At 63.3% G+C, this 15,100-nt stretch carries 7 protein-coding genes and 2 pseudogenes; 7 read left to right on the top strand and 2 right to left on the bottom strand.

The genetic code is table 11. The features are described 5' to 3' along the window. Window positions 1-4: 4 nt before the first annotated feature. On the bottom strand, window positions 5-2,068 hold the full coding sequence (locus tag P5F91_RS05270) for a methyl-accepting chemotaxis protein (RefSeq protein ID WP_186454932.1): 2,064 nt from the start codon (window positions 2,066-2,068) through the stop codon (window positions 5-7). 282 nt (window positions 2,069-2,350) lie between these two features. Between P5F91_RS05270 and P5F91_RS05265 the strand changes: the two genes are divergently transcribed. The 6 genes from P5F91_RS05265 (at window position 2,351) to P5F91_RS05240 (ending at window position 13,992) form a co-directional block, all read left to right on the top strand. Next, the gene (locus P5F91_RS05265; protein WP_277906714.1) at window positions 2,351-5,029 is read left to right on the top strand and encodes a response regulator; all 2,679 of its coding nucleotides are present in this window, start codon (window positions 2,351-2,353) and stop codon (window positions 5,027-5,029) included. Between the two features lie 190 nt (window positions 5,030-5,219). Further along, complete coding sequence (locus tag P5F91_RS05260; RefSeq protein ID WP_277906713.1) at window positions 5,220-7,304, top strand: glycosyltransferase family 2 protein; 2,085 nt, start codon at window positions 5,220-5,222, stop codon at window positions 7,302-7,304. Then, a complete protein-coding gene (locus P5F91_RS05255; protein ID WP_145612942.1) occupies window positions 7,301-9,121 on the top strand; it encodes an HAD family hydrolase in 1,821 nt (606 codons plus the stop codon). Before P5F91_RS05260 ends, P5F91_RS05255 begins: the two co-directional genes overlap by 4 nt. A 394-nt stretch (window positions 9,122-9,515) precedes the next feature. Further along, the gene (locus tag P5F91_RS05250; RefSeq protein WP_277906712.1) at window positions 9,516-10,907 is read left to right on the top strand and encodes a hypothetical protein; all 1,392 of its coding nucleotides are present in this window, start codon (window positions 9,516-9,518) and stop codon (window positions 10,905-10,907) included. After that, window positions 10,900-11,931 carry a hypothetical protein gene (locus P5F91_RS05245; protein ID WP_145612940.1) on the top strand — a complete coding sequence of 344 codons (1,032 nt, stop codon included), beginning with the start codon at window positions 10,900-10,902 and terminating at the stop codon, window positions 11,929-11,931. The genes P5F91_RS05250 and P5F91_RS05245 overlap by 8 nt, the downstream gene beginning before the upstream one ends. A 93-nt stretch (window positions 11,932-12,024) precedes the next feature. Next, window positions 12,025-13,992 (top strand): FkbM family methyltransferase, encoded by a 1,968-nt coding sequence (locus P5F91_RS05240; protein WP_277906711.1) that lies wholly within the window; start codon window positions 12,025-12,027, stop codon window positions 13,990-13,992. A gap of 150 nt (window positions 13,993-14,142) precedes the next feature. Here P5F91_RS05240 and P5F91_RS05235 read toward each other — a convergent pair. After that, a pseudogene (locus P5F91_RS05235) lies at window positions 14,143-14,760 on the bottom strand (IS630 family transposase); the annotation flags it as partial. Between the two features lie 7 nt (window positions 14,761-14,767). On the opposite strand from P5F91_RS05235, the pseudogene P5F91_RS05230 reads away from it, so the two are divergent. Next, window positions 14,768-15,100 (top strand): annotated as a pseudogene (locus tag P5F91_RS05230) (1-deoxy-D-xylulose-5-phosphate synthase N-terminal domain-containing protein); the annotation flags it as partial.

The raw sequence follows: 15,100 nt of genomic DNA, 5'->3' as shown, positions 1-15,100 counted from the left end.
CAGCTCAGGCCGTGCGCACGCCGCCCAGGAAGCCGGCCACGTCGCCCTTCAGCCGTTCCGCCCGGTCGGTCATGGAAGTGGCCGCCTGGCGCAGATCGCCCGCCACGGTGGTGGATTGTTCCACGGCCGTGCGCACGTCATCGATGCTGGCGGTGATCTGGTGGGTGGACATGGCCACCTCCTGCACGTTGCGGGCGATCTCCTGCGTCGCCGCCCCCTGTTCCTCCACCGCCGCCGCGATGCCGGCGGTGATGCCGCCCATGGTGTGGATGACATCGGAGATGGCGCGCACCCCGGCCACGGCGCTGCGCGTCACCAACTGGATCTCCCCGATCTGGCGGGTGATCTCATCCGTCGCCTGGGCCGTCTGGTTGGCCAGGTTCTTGACCTCCGCCGCCACGACGGCGAAGCCCTTGCCCGCTTCGCCCGCCCGTGCCGCCTCGATGGTGGCGTTCAGGGCCAGCAAATTGGTCTGGCTGGCAATGGCCGTGATCAGGCCCACGATTTCCCCGATCTTGGCGCTGGCGGCCGCCAGGACGGCGATGGCCTGGTCTGTCTCCTCCGCCTTGGCCATGGCGTCGTTGGCGATGGTGGTGGACTGGGCCATCTGCCGGCTGATCTCGGAGATGGAGGCTGACAGCTCTTCCGCCGCGGCGGCCACGGTATTGATGCCGCTGGACGCGGTCTGGGCGGCGCTGGCCACGGTGGATGCCTGGCGGCTGGAGTGTTGAGCCGTCTCCGTCATGGCGGCGGAGGTAGCGGCCAGATGATCCGCCGCCTCCTCCATGGCGTTCAAGCCGACGGTGGCGCGGCTGTCGAAGTCGCGGCACAGCCCGTCCACCGCCCGGGCGCGGTCCAACGCCGCCTGACGGGCGGAAGCGGCCTCGCGCTCGGCCGCACGGGCCTGGGCGGCGTTGTCGCGCAGCACGGTCAGGGCGACCGCCATGGCACCCACCTCGTCCTGTACGCGCGGCGCGGCAATGGCCACCTCCAGGTCGCCCTCCGCCAGGCGGGTAATGGCCTGGGTCAGGTCCTTGATGGGCTGGGTCACGCGGCGGCGCAGCACCCAGGCCACCAGGGCGGTGATGACGGCGACGAAGGCCAGGGTCAGGCCGCCCAGCACCAGGCGCAGGCGCGCCTCCGCCAGGGCGTCGCGGTTCATGTCACGCGCCGTCTCCAGCGCGCGGTCCCGCAGGATCAGGGCGTTGTCCAGCATGGGGCTGGTCCAGGCCCGCCAGGCGGCGTTTTCCATGGGGCTGGTCGCGCCGGTGCGAGCCGCCTCCAGGATGGCCTGATAGCGCGGCTCCCCCTCCTTCATCAGGGTGGCCTCCTCAGTGGTCAGCGCCTCGGCCAGCTTGGCCGGGCTGCCCAGATTGGCCACGGCCTGGGTCTGCAGCCGCCATAGGGTGGCCACCTGGCCGGTCAACTGGGTGGCGGTCTGCAGGCGCTTGGCGTCCAGCGCCTGGCCCGCCTGGAACAGGCTGAGGATGGCGGAGCGGGTACCGGCAGCGGCGCGCAGGTCCTGCGCCATGGCGGCGATCTGCAGGGGTACCGTCAGGTCGGCGGACGAGGCGGCTGTACGGCGGAAGGCCAGGTCGGCGGCATGGTCCACCGCGGCGGCGGCGGCGGCGATGCCCTCCTGCATGCGCCCCGCGCCGTCCGCCGCCCGGTCGGCTTTTGCCTTGGCGGTTTCGGTCTTGGCGCCGGCCCGCATGTCGGTCAGCAGTTTTTCCGCCTGGCCCAGGCCGGCCAGGTCCAGGTGCGCGGCGGCGGTACTGCTCTGCGCGGCGGTCAGGGCGGCGTCCGTGGCCGCCATGGCCCTGGCCGGCGCGCTGCTGGCACCGGTGTCAGCCGGGCCGTCCGCACTGAAGGCGCCATTCCAGGCGGCCCGTTCCGAGGCCAGCAGGGCGCCCAACCTGAGGGTGTCGCTATAGGCCGCCAAGTTCCGCCCGGCGTCGGCCTGTGCCGCCAGGTCCCGGGCGGCGACGAAGGCGATGATGCCCGATAGGGCCACGGCGAGGGCGGCGACGCCACCGATCCCCGACAAGACGGTCTTGCTGATGTTCACCGGGGTACCTCCTGGCTTGCCTGACGTGGACCTAGCCTGACGTGGACAGGGCGCTTTCCGCCAAATATAGCGATATAGCGTCCAGGTTAAGGTTGCATGAACCATGATCCATAGCTTGGGCCGTGGCTAGCGTCGGGGCGCGCCCTGGCTGGCGGCGCCTGCCATTTACTGCCAAAGATAGTCCTTGCGTCCCAACTTGAACGCTGCTCGCAGGGCGAGGTGCACGTATAGTGGCGCCTTGGTATGGCTAGGTTCGATGGCTTGAGCGTGAAAGAGGCAGGCGTGACCCGGTCGGAGTCCGAGGCGGACCGCATCCGTGCGTTGGAGCATCAGGTGGAGCGCCTGAGCGAAGTGGTGCTCACCCAGTCTTTACTGGCCGATTCCGACCTGGACTTGGATGCCTTCATGCAGACGGTGGTGGACCGCCTGCAGCGCCTTATGCACGCCAAGGGCGCCGTGGTCGAACTGGCGGAGGGCGACGACATGGTCTACCGCGCCGCCAGCGGTGCCGTGTCGCAGTTCGTCGGCGTGCGCCTGAAACGCAAGGGCAGCCTGTCCGGCTATTGCGTCGAGACCGAGAAGGTCCTGATGTGCCGGGACAGCGAGACCGATGACCGCGTGGACCGCAACGCCTGCCGGATGGTGGGTGTGCGCTCCATGATCTGTGCGCCGCTGTCCGAGGCGGGCCGCGTGGTCGGCGTGCTGAAGGTCATGGGCACGGAACCCGACGCCTTCACGGCCGAGGACGTGGCCCTGCTGCAAATGATGGCCAAGGCCTTGGGCGGCGCCCTGGGCAAGCAACTCAGCTTCCATGAGAAGCAGATGCTGCTGGAGGAACGGACGGCCACGGTCGCCCGGCTGGAGGTCGAGGTGGCGGAGCGGCGCCGGGCCGAGGCCACCCTGCAGCACCAGGCGCTGGAGATGGCGACCCTGGCGGAACAGCGTGACCAGGCGCGCCTGGCGGCCGAGGCGGCCAGCCGCGCCAAGTCGGAATTCCTGGCCAACATGAGTCACGAGATCCGCACGCCCATGAACGGCGTGCTGGGCATGGCGCAGCTGATCCTGGATACGCCGCTGGATGCGGAGCAGCGGGTACTGGCCGCCGCCATCCATGACAGCGGCGAAATGCTGCTGTCCATCATCAACGATATCCTGGACGTCTCCAAGCTCGAGGCCGGCAAGGTCGAGCTGGAGGAGATCGACTTTTCCATGGATGAGCTGGCGGACAGCGTCACCATGCTGCTGTCGCCCAAGGCGGCGGAAAAGGACCTGGACCTGGTCTGCTATGTGGAGGACGCGGCGCGCGGCGCCTATCGCGGTGACCCCACCCGCCTGCGCCAAATCCTGGCCAACCTGGTGTCCAACGCCATCAAATTCACCACCACCGGCAGTGTCGCCATCGAGATCGGCCAGGAACCCGGCGCCGCCGTTGGCGCGGACGGCCGCCGCCGGCTGCGCATCGCCGTCAGCGACACGGGCATCGGCATCCCGGAGGAACAGCGTGCCCGACTGTTCCAGAAGTTCAGCCAGGCCGACAGCTCCATCACCCGCCGTTTCGGCGGCACGGGCCTGGGCCTGTCCATCTGCCGCCAGCTGGTGGAGCTGATGGGGGGCGAGATCGGCGTCAACAGTGTTCCCGGCCAGGGCAGCACCTTCTGGTTCACCGTGCCCTTGCGACCGGTGGTTGCCACCCTGGTGGACCAGGACACTCTGGTGGACGGCATCAAAGGCCTGCGGGTGCTGGTGGTGGACGACATCCCCCTGCATCAGAAGATCTTGAGCCGCGCGCTCAGCGATCTGGGCCTGGTGGTCAGTCTGGCCGACGGCGCGGCGTCCGCCCTGGCGGCGCTGGAAAGAAGCTGGGAAGCGGGCCGGCCGCCTGATCTGGTGTTGGTGGACTTCTCCATGGCTGACGTCCGGGGTGATGAGCTGGGCCAGCGCATCCACGACGACAGCCGGTTCGCCGAAACCAAGCTGGTGCTCATCTCGTCCTTTGGGGTCATGGACCGGGGCAACGCCGAAGTCGACGTCTTCGCCGCCGTGCTGGCCAAGCCCGTGCGCCGGCAGACCTTGTTGGACGTGTTGAGCCGCCTGTTCCTAAGCCAAGTGGCGGCGTCCCCGGTCAAGCCCGACCCGGCCAAGGTGGGCACCGGCGCCGGCCGCCGCGTGCTGCTGGTGGAAGACAACCAGATCAACCAGCAGGTGGCGCTGCTGATGCTGCGGAAAGAGGGGTACGAGGTCACCCTGGCCGAAGACGGCGAGGATGGCGTGCGCGCGGCGACCGCGCCGGGTGGCATTTTCGACCTGATCCTGATGGACGTGCAGATGCCGCGCATGGACGGGCTGGAGGCCACGCGGCTCATCCGTGCGCACCAGGGCAGCGTGCGTGTGCCCATCATCGCCCTGACGGCCAACGCCATGGCCGGCATGCGCGAGGAATATCTGGACGCTGGCATGGACGACGTGGTGGCCAAGCCCTTCGACCAGCGCAAGTTCCTGGGCACCGTAGCGCGATGGACCAAAGCCTCACCCCACGAGGTGGCGCCGGCCATGCCGGCTACTCCTTTGCCGGCTGCCACGGTCCTGGATGAAAGCGTGCTGCTGCGGCTGGAGCTTATCGCCGGCCGCGAGCAGTTCCAGAGTCTCGTCAGAAGCCTGGTGACGCATGGGGGCGAACGCCTGGACCGAGTGGCGGCGCTGCGCGCCCGCGGCGACATGGACGGGCTGCGCGCCGAGGCGCACGACCTCATCTCCACCGCCGGAAGTGCCGGCCTCAAGCAACTGCAGGCGCTGGGCGAGGCGCTGCACGCTGCCTGCGCCGCCCCGAACCGGCAGCGCGACCGGGTGCTATCGCTGGCCGACGCCGCGGTCACGGCGGGGCGGGAGGGCTGGGCCGCGGTCGCACGGCGGTTCGGCGCACCGGGCCCGGTCACCGCAGTGGCCGTCGCCGTAACTGAATAACCAGCCCGTTCGTTGACAGAAATGCCTGTTCCATATAGCTTGGCCGCAGCTTCTTTGTCTATCCTGCTCATTGAAGTAATCGTGCCAGTCCTGTGGGCTGGAAGACATTTATTTGAAATAAATTTTGGTAATCGCGATGGCCCTGACAGGAATGCCGACCTCCCTTAAGGCTGGCGGTTTGGCGTCCCCCTTGGATAAGCGGGACGAGCGTATCGCCGAACTCATCCGTCAGCTGGAGGATCGTGACCTCAACATTGGGCGTCTTAATCAGCTGGTTGATGAGCGCGCCTATCAGTTGCAAGCGATCGAGGCCGACAAGACGGCCCTAGGTCTGGAATTGGCCCGAATTTATCAGTCCCGCAGCTGGCGTTTGACGACCCCTTTGCGCTGGAGCTCCCGTCGTGCCCGGCAGGTCAAGGTGGCCTTGCGAACTCTGACACGCACCGCGCGCAACCACGGCCTTCTGGCGCCTGTCGTCGATCTGTTACGCATACGCCGCGATCATGGCGTGCCCGGAATCAAGTTCTGGCTGCTGCACGGTGTTGCTCCCGGCATGCTATCCGTGCCGGTATCCGTGCTCCAGAACGACGCTCCGCCGGTGTGCGGTCTGGGGCCGGATGGCTATGCCTACCGCATGCCCCGTCCGCCCGTGGACTTGATGGCATCAATCTCCGCCCTGTCCAGGTCGATTACATTCTCGATTGTCGTGCCCGTCTACAATACGCCCCCCACCATCCTGGAAGCGGCGCTGCGCTCAGTCTTGGGGCAATGGTATCCCCACTGGCAGATGGTTCTAGTGGACGATGCGGGCACCGACCCTGCGACCAGCGCCGTGTTGGATGGGGTGCGAGACCCCCGTGTCACCGTGCTGAGGCTGACGGAGAACCGGGGTATCGCGGGCGCGACCAACGCGGGCCTGGCGGTGGCGACGGGCGACTTCATCGTCTTTCTCGACCACGATGACGAGCTGACGCCCGACTGTTTATACGAACTGGCGCAGTGTATTGATCGCGACGATCCAGACTTCGTCTACAGCGACGAAGATAAAATTACGGAAGATGGGTGCTTTGCCCAACCTTTCTTCAAGCCGGATTGGTCGCCCGACACGATGATGAGCACGATGTACACGTGCCATGTCAGCTGCGTGCGCCGGTCGTTGCTACAGGAATTGGGTGGTCTCAGGTCGGAATATGACGGCTGCCAGGACTGGGACATGGTTCTGCGGATCGCGGAAAAGACGACCCGCATCCGGCATGTCCCCAAGGTCCTTTACCACTGGCGTATCATTCCTCAATCCATCGCGGCCGACTTGAACGCCAAACCTTATGCCATCGCCATGTCCGAGAGGCTGCGCGTGGACGCCTTGAACCGTCGCGGTCTGGACGGCACGCTGGAGCCTCTGCCCCAGGTCCCGGGGTACTACCGCGTACGGTACAATGTGCGGGGCGCGCCAACCGTCTCCATCATCATCCCCACGCGAGACAACTGGCGGGTGCTGTCCGCTTGCATCGACAGCATCCGCGCCAAGTCTTCCTATGACAAGTACGAGATCGTGGTTTTGGACAACGGGACACAGGATCCGCCGTCCCTGGCGTATCTGAACCGCATCCGTGGTTGGCCGCAGGTTAAGGTTGTGCGCCATGATGCACCTTTCAATTATTCGGAATTGAATAACCTGGGGGCCGAAGCGGCCACAGGTGACGTGCTGCTGTTCCTGAACGACGACACTGAAGTGGTGACCGCCGACTGGGTCGAGCGTATGACCGGTTATGCCCAGTTGGACCACGTGGGCGCCGTGGGGGCGAAGCTGCTGTATCCGGGCGGACGCGAGACGCAGCATGCCGGCGTACTCAATTTAGAGAATGGGCCTGGCCATGCCTTCTGGCGGCAGGATCCCGACGCGCCTGGCTATTTCCTGCGCAACCTCCTGGAATACAACTGGCTAGCCGTGACTGGCGCCTGCCTTATGGTGGAACGGCGGAAATTCCAGGCCATCGGTGGCTTCGACGTCAGCCTGCCGATTGCGTACAACGATATCGATATCTGCATGCGCCTGCACGAGGCGGGATATTTTAATGTGATGTGCCAGGCGGTGCGGCTGATCCATCACGAATCCGTCAGCCGTGGTGTGGATCATATGAACGAAGAAAAGAGGGAGCGGTTGGTGCGTGATCGCCGCCGCTTGTATGACCTGCATCCCAACTTCTATCAGCACGACCCCTTCCATAACCCCAACCTGCATCCCAACGGGATCTATTTCGAGGCGGCGCGATGACGGTGGTGATGCAGGGTGGCGCCGCGGCTGCTACGACGATGGCCACGACTGTCGACATGCGGGGCGGGGACGAAGGCATGGCGGCAGCGTTGCACCACGCGGTCGCCACCGCGGATGCGGTGTCTTTCGATTTCTTTGACACGCTGTTCTACCGCATTGTCGATAGCCCGGATGATGTCTTCGACATCATCGGTCGCCGTTTCGACCTACCCGACTTCCGGGCGCAGCGGAAGGCTGCCCAAGCCGAGGCGTTCGCCCGCATGCACAAGGCCGGGCGCAATGAAATCTCGCTGACCGGCATATACGAATGCTTGCCCCTGGACCAAGCTCTGGTGCGGTCGCTGCAGGCGGCGGAATATGCGCTGGAACTTGACGTCATCCGTCCCGATCCCACTGTATTGGGGGCGCTTCACCACGCGCTGAATTTGGGTAAGCCGGTCGTTATTACCTCCGACATGTATTTGACGGAGCCATTTTTCAAGGATGCGCTGGAACGTTACGGTGTTCCGTCCGTACCGCTGTTCATCTCCAGCGCCTGCGATGCCACCAAGCGCGATTTCGGTGACCTGTTCGACTTGGTGGCCGATTACCTGCAGGTGCCCCGAGCCCGGCTTCTGCATATCGGCGACAATCCCCATGGCGACATCGCCCAGGCCAATGCCAAGGGTCTTGCCACCTTCCTTTATCGGCGCGAGACGGTGACGTCCCCCGTCGCGCCGAAGCCCTGCGACGAAGTGCCGGTGGATCCCCGGGAACTGGGATATAATTTAGGCGGGCGCTGCGCGGTTGCTTTCCTGGACTGGATGGAACGGCAGGTGCGCGAGGACGGTATCGATCATGTACTGTTCCTGGCGCGCGATGGTTATGTCATGGACCGCATCGTCCGTGAAAACCTGGGAGCCTGGGACCTGCCGCGCTGCAGCTATTTTGGTGGTTCCCGGACCGCGTTTACCCTGGCCGCCATCAACGATCAGAATTTTCCCACGTATCTTCCTTATCTCCTGTCCGGATCCGACGGCTTGTCGCCTTACGAGGTGCTGGAGCGCATTGGCGTGCCCGCGCCGGCTGCGGAAGTGATGAAGCAGTATGGGCTGGGGGACGATGTTATGCTGTCGCCCGCCTTGCACGCCCGCATGCACGCCTTCCTGCATGAATACCGCTTCGAAATCATGGCGGTTTGCCGGCGCAATCGGCGCGGCCTGTTCAATTATCTGAAAGAGCTGAAGTTGCAGCGAGGCACCCGCGTCGCTCTGGTCGACGTGGGTTGGCATGGCACCACGCAGGAGGCGTTTGAGACTGCGGTCCGGCCCATGGTCGACGTGAGCGTCCAGGGATATTATTTTTGCTTGGCCGACAGCCCAGACACCGCACGCCGTCGACGGCGCCACGCTATGAGGGGGCTGTTTTCCACCGACAGCGTTGCCGACAGCGTAGTACGTCGGCTTTACGACAATCGGGTGCTGATCGAGCTATTCTTCACCGCCCCGCATAACTCCATAATCGGGCTGGAGCCGGGCTCCGCTGGCGTCCGTTGGCTTGAGGACGGGCGGTTCGATCCCAAAGGGGAATTGTCTGCGGCTGCGGCCGCCGTCGCCGAAGGCATGCAGGCCTATGCCCGTGATCAGGTGGCTGCGCGCGCGTCCGGGTCGGCCGCCACGACCGATAAGACCCTGCCCCTGGAAACGGCGTGGCCGCTGGTCGATCTGTTGGGGCGCCCGGGCAAGCCCGTGGCGGGCGCCGTCGCTGCACTCAAGAATTTCGACAGTTGGGGCGCAACCCGTAATAAGGACATGTTACTGAAGGACGCCTTGGGGTGACACATGTCGACATTGATTGGCGCGCGCTTCTCCAACTAAAAATACAGACTTGGCGGTGATTTCCGTCGCCGAAGGGCGTACGCAGACATGACGGAACGCAAGAATGTGCCATGAAGTCAGGCGGCGAAACAAAGAAATAAACATTCAATAACATTGAACTTGCTGTAATTTTTCCTCGTTGGTCAATTGCTTGGGTCTTTTTTGTTATATTGCCTCATCTCTCCTCATTCTTGGAGCGCTTAAATAGGAAGCTCATTTCGAGAAGAATTCGCCATAGGTTCGCCAAGGGTTGCATGTTCCAAATGGTGACTCCAACTGTGCCAACACCAGATATTGCCGAGGATTGTTCTGCTGCCTGCGGGGCGTAATTCTTAATAGCTATGCGGAGATTGAATTGGATGCTATTCCGAATGACTATGATCGGCGCGGGGTGATAGTTCCACCCACGTTGGAGGGCTGGGCTTATCGGCTGCGCCGCGATCCGGCACGCGAAACAATTAACCACGCGATCTCGCCTCGCGCGCGCGCCGCGCACTGGCAGCCTGTGACCCGGGAAGATCCGCTGCCCCGAGAGGAACTGCTGAGTGCGCTGGAAGACGCGGGTGTCGCCCAGGCGGCCGGATGGGCCGTCGTTTTCAGCCACGATCACTACCTCACGGTCTTCGGTGGCACGCAGAACTGCATGAACGACGAGGAAGCAGCCCTGCGCCACGCCGGCTGGACTTACCTACACTTCTGTCCGGTGCAGCCCCTGCCCATGCTTTCGGACCCCGTGCCGGCGCACATGATGCGCTTGGTCGCGTCGCTGAACGGTGTACGGCTGGGCGTTGTTACAATGGCTGACGTGGCGACGACCGTCACGCTTTTGGGCCGGACCCATCGCAACCTGACATTCATCATTCACCAGTTGCTGGGCCACGCGCCTGAATTGATCGCCGCGTTGGTCACGGCCTGCCCCAATGCGCAGACGGTGTTCTGGGCGCACGATCTCTTCGCCCTCTGCCCCAGTGTCCATCTGCTGCGCAATGACATCTCGTTCTGCGGCAGCCCGCCCATCGGTTCGCCCGCCTGCGGAATTTGCCCATCCGGAAGTGAACGACCGGGCCATGTCACCCGCATGGGTGCATTCCTGGCCAATACGTGCCCCACGGTGCTGGCCCCTTCCGCCACCATCCTGAAGGTTTGGCAGCGGCATACGGGCTTCACGGGTCCGACGCGCGTCGTCCCGCCGTGCCGTGTAGAGTTCCAGTCGGAGGCAGCGCCTTTCAACCGCGGGCGGCCCTTACGCGTGGGCCATCTGGGCGCACCCCTATTCGCCAAGGGTTGGCAGGCGTTTGAATCGCTGGCCCGCTGGCACCAGGGCGATCCGCGGTATGAATTCATTCAGCTTGGAACCCTGACCCTAGACGTGCCCAACATTCGCCACATCTACACCCAAGTCAGCCGGGAAGATCGTCACGCCATGGTGAAAGCCGTGATCGAGGCCGGTGTGGACGTGGCGATAAATTGGTCCCTCTGTTACGAAAGCTTCAGTTTCACCGCCATGGAGGCGGTGGCCGGCGGCGCCTTCGTCATCGCGCGCAAGGGGGCGGGCAACGTCGGGTCTCTGGTGACTGCCGTGGCGCCCAACCGCGCCTGCGTGATCGAAACGGAGGTCGAGTTGCAAGCCTTGTTCGCTGAAGGCCATATTCTGGAACTGGCGGCCGGGGCGGATCGCCGCACCGGCCACCTAATCCCCAGCCAGGGGACGGGTGCCATTCTGCTTCAAGAGAGCGGCGATGCCTAAGGTCCACTGTTATACGAGCATTTCATTCAGCTACCTGGACCGGGCGCGCGTCCTGGCGGAAACCGTCAGACGGCATCATCCAGATTGGACGATGTGGCTGCTGCTGTCGGATGACGCACCGCCGGGATTCCGTTTCGACTTGGCGGAAGAAGATTTCGACCACGTCGTCAACATCCGTGACCTGGGCATAGATGACTATCGCAGCTGGGCTTTCGGCCATGATGTGGTGGAGTTGTGCACGGCGGTCAAAGGGCCGATGATGCACAAGCTCCTCAGCGAAGGCGCTGAATTTGTCGTTTACCTGGATCCGGACATCGCCGTCTTTTCTCCCCTTGATCATGTCGTGGACATGTTGGGGCGGCATTCCGTGATTCTAACCCCCCACATCGCGACGCCGGAATCGTCCTTGGCCGGCATCCTGGACAATGAAATCGGTTCGCTCAAACACGGCGTCTACAATCTGGGCTTTGTCGCTGTCCGCGCCTGCACCGAGGGCAAGCGCTTCGCCGGGTGGTGGCGGGATCGGCTGCTGCAGTTCTGCCACGACGACGTCCCCAATGGCTTGTTCACGGATCAACGGTGGTGTGATCTGGTACCGGCCCTATTCCGTGATGTGGGGATCCTGCACAATCCGGCCTATAACGTGGCATCGTGGAACCTGGGGAATCGGCCGATCACTATTGGGGATGACGGCATGATCCGCGCCGGCGGGGAGGTATTGCGCTTCTTCCACTTCACGAAGGTCAACACCGCCGGGGAGGGGATGCTGGCCCGCTACTCCTACGGTGACACCGAGGTTTTTGAGTTATTGCGCTGGTACCGTGAACGGCTGTCAGCCCACAAGGCAGATGGGCTGCCCGACCGATGGTGGATATATGGCACCTATGCCGATGGCACGACTATACCCCGTTCCCATCGGCTGACTTGGCGTGCGCGCTGGGATGTGCGTAATCACTTTAAGGATCCCTTCCTGTCCGGTCCGAGCGGCTATCAAGCGTGGTGCGCGGCTGAAGGGCTACGCTGACGTCCCACCACATGGATCACCTCCGGTCGACACTGATGCTGCTGGCAATAACCGGCGGCCAATGACGGTCTTGGTTACGGGAGTAAGAAGCAAGTGCAGGAAGTTGAAACGCGGTATGGCCGGCTGAAGGTCGTCGATCCTGCGAACGATCTGATTAGCCGTGTCCTGGCGACATATGGCGAGTGGGGCTCCTGTGAGACGCGGTTCGTCGCTGCAAATCTGGCCGATGGCGCCGCAGTGGCCGACATCGGCGCCTTCTTGGGCACCTTCGGGCTGGGCGTGGCCGGGCTGAGGCCGCTCCGTGCTTTGTGTTGCGTGGAAGCTAATTCATCCACCTTCCCGCTCCTGCATCATAACATCGCCGCCAACAAGCCCGCCTCCCTTAAGTCGGCCGTCGCCTTGGCGGCGATTATAGGACCGGCGGGCAACCTGCCATTCGAGGCATCCATGGCTCCCGGCAACGCCGGCAGCTTTTCACTGGCGATGGCGGCTGACGATAACAGGATCGCCGTGCCCGTAGCCGCCCGCCACATGACCCTGGCGGCGCTGCGGCAGGAGCACGGCCCCTTCGACTTGATCAAGATTGACGTTGAGGGACTGGAGCTTGCCATCCTACAGGATGATCAAGAATTCCTGGACACGTCCGACACCACCTTGTGGCTGGAATGCAATGAGGTTCCCGGTTCACTGGATCTGGCCGAATTTCTATTGGATCTGGGCTTCTCCGTTTATTATTTCGCCTTTCCAGCGACAACGGCTGACAACTTCAAAAAGGCAGAGCCGGTCGACTTCCCCTATGGCTATGAAGCCGGACTGTGGGCCACACGAAGCGAAGCGCCCGTCTTGGATGATGACCTGCGGGTCGCCGGATGCATTCTGAAGCGGGTGGAAAGCCGTGAGGATTTGCGGTTGGCGCTGTGGGCGACCCCGCGCTGGGCCCCAGCCTCCTGGATGGGGCGTTCACACCAGGAGACGGTGGCCCTGGCGGCCCACAGCCTGCTGGGGGAAAACCTGGAGGACTATCTGGTAAGCTTTGTCCCGGATGGGGGGAGCCGTCCTTGGTCACCTCCCCTGCCACTCGTGCTTCAGCAGCGCATTGACGATCAACAAGCGGAAATCCAGGCCTTGGATACCGACCTGATTCTGGAGCGGGAAAAAACTTCAGCGCTGGCGGAGCAGTCCACCGCGCTGAAAGCGAACCTGGAAGCCAGCGTCAAAGAAGCCCGAGCCCAAAAAATCCTGCTGGCCCAGGAAAGGGAGCAGGCGGCCGCTTACGCTACCACCATAACCGAGCAATTGAACGACCTTACGAAAGAGGCACGCGCCAGCAAGGTCATGCTGGCGGAGGAAAGGGACCGCGCCGCCCATGCCATCCAATCTCAGGCGTCTCAGCTGGAGCAGCTGCACGCTCAGCTTCACGCGATGCAAGGCGAAAGGGAGCGCCTGGTTACCCACGCCAATAACCTCACTGCGATCAACGAAAACCTGTCGCACGAGAAAGATGCTCTGCTTCAGGAACGGGAGCGCATAGTCACTCACGTCAATAACCTCACTGCGATCAACGAAAACCTGTCGCACGAGAAAGATGCTCTGCTTCAGGAACGGGAGCGCATAGTCAATCACGTCAAAAATATTACCGCAATCAATGAAGGTCTGGCGCAGGAAAATAATGCCTTGCTTCAAGAGCGGGACCGCATGGCTGTACATGTCAGAAATATTACCGACATCAATGAAAGCCTAGCACAGGAAAAGAATACTCTGCTGCAGGAGCGGGACCGCATTATCGCACATGTTAACAATCTCGCCGCGATCAACGATGTACTAACCAGCGAAGGGCAGGCTTTACGCCAGGAGAAGGAGCAGCTGCTCATCGAAGCTGCGGCGTTGCAGCGGCATGATGCCAACCTGACCCATCAGGTCTTGGCCCTTACCAGCCAGGTCGCCGGAATGTACCATTCCACATCTTGGAGAATTACTTTGCCATTTCGGCTACTTAGCCGGCTGTTAAGAGGTGATTTTAAGGAATTGAAGCGACTTTACGCGATCAAGCGGGGCTCTTGAATAAGCCAATTGCAAGACAAGCGCTTCAGTGCGTACCGGCGTGACCCTGGTACAGATGCGCTTTCCTGAAGAGTTTCCTTCCGGGGCTCTTTATAGGTGCGCGCTCAAGTGTCCTACGTGCACCCATAGATAAATTAGAGCATCGAGCCTTTAATTGGACGCATACCCTGCGGCCTTGAGGTAGTTCCAGCATTCATCTGGATCGTACAGGTCGCAGATGTTTCCGATGGCCTTCCAGAGATCGTCGATGGTCCTGGCGCTGATGCGCCTGAGGTGGGCCTTGAGCTTGGCGAAGGCCATCTCGATAGGGTTCAGATCAAGGCTGTAAGGCGGCAGGAAGAGGAACCAGGCGCCAGCCTCCTTGAGGATGGCCTTGGCCTTCTCGCTCTTATGGCTGGCCAGGTTGTCGAGGATGACGACGTCGCCCGGACTGAGCGTGGGTGCCAGCTGGGTTTCGACATAAGCCTCGAAGAGAACCCGGTTCATCGGCTGGTTGATGATCCATGGAGCGGTCAGACCATCGCAGGGCAGGGCGGCGATGAAGGTCTGCGTCTTCCAATGGCCGAAGGGGGCTTGGGCCCTGAGGCGCTGTCCCCGCCGTGCTCGGCCGCGCAGGCGGGCCATCTTGGTGGTTGTAGCGGTCTCATCGATGAAGACCAGGCGGTGGGGCTCCTGGCGCATGCGCGGCTGACGGTGCGTCCGCCAAACCTGGCGGCCCTCGTGGACGTCAGCGCGTTCGCACTCGGATGCCAGCAGCGTTTTTTGGTGCTGAACCCTGCCTTCGCCGCTGCAGAACGCGGCGCGGCGGGTTGAGGAATACGCCCGCGGCATGGTCATGGGCGGGACGCTGTTCGAGGAGTTGGGCTTCTACTACGTGGGCCCCATCGACGGGCACGACCTGGACCAGCTGGTGCCCATCCTGGAGAACATCCGGGATGAACCGAACGGCCGCCCGGTGCTGATCCACGCGGTGACGCAGAAGGGCAAGGGCTACGCCCCGGCCGAGGCCTCGGCCGACAAGCTGCACGCGGTGGGCCGGTTCGACGTGGTGACGGGCGCCCAGGCCAAGGCCAAGGCGAACGCGCCCACCTACACCCGTGTCTTCGCC

It is taken from the genome of Nitrospirillum amazonense (genome assembly GCF_029594735.1).
In the GTDB taxonomy this organism is placed as follows: Bacteria; Pseudomonadota; Alphaproteobacteria; order Azospirillales; family Azospirillaceae; genus Nitrospirillum; species Nitrospirillum amazonense.
The sequence above is the reverse complement of the archived record's forward strand: the minus strand, read 5'-3'. Positions and strand labels throughout refer to the sequence as shown.